At 47.5% G+C, this 1,399-nt stretch carries 1 protein-coding gene and 2 pseudogenes; all 3 read right to left on the bottom strand.

What is annotated here, in order from left to right; all coding sequences use genetic code 11:
• Positions 1-614, bottom strand: a pseudogene (locus BG32_RS01890) (1-deoxy-D-xylulose-5-phosphate reductoisomerase); the annotation flags it as partial.
• On the bottom strand, positions 611-1,303 hold the full coding sequence (locus BG32_RS15460; RefSeq protein WP_014730986.1) for an RnfABCDGE type electron transport complex subunit B: 693 nt from the start codon (positions 1,301-1,303) through the stop codon (positions 611-613). The gene BG32_RS15460 and the pseudogene BG32_RS01890, both read right to left, overlap by 4 nt.
• A 10-nt stretch (positions 1,304-1,313) precedes the next feature.
• Positions 1,314-1,399 (bottom strand): annotated as a pseudogene (locus BG32_RS17020) (electron transport complex subunit RsxA); the annotation flags it as partial.

Below are 1,399 nucleotides of genomic sequence, written 5' to 3'. Positions count from 1 at the left end.
GCACTGTCGATCGTTATCCTGTTTCCCATTGACCAGACGGGATGCCTCAAAACATCTCTTATCGTTGCATCTTGTATCCTTTCTAAGGGCCAATCTCTTAATGCCCCGCCAGAAGCAGTTATTATAATTCTTATCGGTCGGCGTGAACCATCGAGGAGCTGAAAAAGGCCGCTGTGCTCCGAGTCGACAGGAATCAGTTCGACGCCCTTTCTGGCACACTCTTTCAGGAGAAGATCTCCTCCACAAACAATAGATTCTTTATTGGCGAGGCAAAGCCTGTGACAGACTTCGATGGCCTTTAGGCTGAATCTTAGACCTGCGGCGCCGCTCACAGCCAGCAAAACATAATCGGGTTTCGATTCCTCAAGCATTCTTTCGATTCCCTCTTCCCCGTGGAAGAATAATGTTGCGGGAAAGGAATCTGTAAGGCTATCGCTTTTCTTTAGTGAGGCGGCAAAGGGCGGATGAAATTCAGAAAGCTGCTTCGAAAAAAGAGAAAGATTGTGGCCACAAGAAATGGCCACAATCTCAATATTCTCAATCCGATTTGCTATCTGGAGTGTTTGTGATCCTATCGATCCGGTTGAGCCAAGAATGGCCAGCCTTTTTTTCATGATGCAAACTTCTTCTTTATCTCGGCCGGTTCACCTGATGTCTCTTCGATGATCTTCTGAAGTTCGGCTTCAGATAAAGCCATGATCTTGGCAACCTTTTGCGAGACATTCTGTGGCTTTCCAGGAACACATTTCGCTATGTCTTCGTCTTTATTGGCAACCTTAATGGCAAAGGCAGCACATCCTGGCGAGCCGCACAAGGCGCAGTTGATGTTGGGAAGGACTGCGAAGATAACAGCTGCCCTTGGATTTTCTTTGAGTTTTTCCTTGTAACTATCGATTTCTTCTTGCGTTGGCCTTTGTATCTTTGGTGGAGCGGCTTTGACGGCTTTTCCTGAAGAAGCTAGTAGCTTCTCGAGAGTTTTTTCTGCATCCTCTTCATTTTCGTCGAACAAGGCGATGAGTTTGTCGATATCTGTGTCCAGAATGAGTTTTAACTTCTCAGGGACACCGGAGCGTTTACCTGGAATGCATCCTTCGATGGGGGCTTTACCTTCAGCAACAGCTTTGGCAAAGGCTGCGCATCCCGGGAAGCCGCAGGCACCGCAATTAGCACCAGGCAATGAAGCTTCGATAAGCGCTATTCGTGGATCTTTCTTGACGGCGAATTTTGCCGAAGCGAACGCTAGAAAAATACCTGCACCTACCCCTAGTACTGACATAAAGAGAACTGAATAGACTATTGTCACAGTAAACACCTCACAGTTTTACCAGGCCCTGGAATCCCATGAAAGCCATCGACAGCAGTCCGGCGGTGATCAAGGCGATAGCTGTCCCTTTAAAGG

Origin of the sequence: Mesotoga sp. HF07.pep.5.2.highcov, assembly GCF_003666285.1 — a bacterium.
Taxonomy (GTDB): Bacteria; Thermotogota; Thermotogae; order Petrotogales; family Kosmotogaceae; genus Mesotoga; species Mesotoga prima.
Note: the sequence above shows the minus strand (reverse complement) of the source record. Positions and strands in the feature narration are given on the sequence as shown.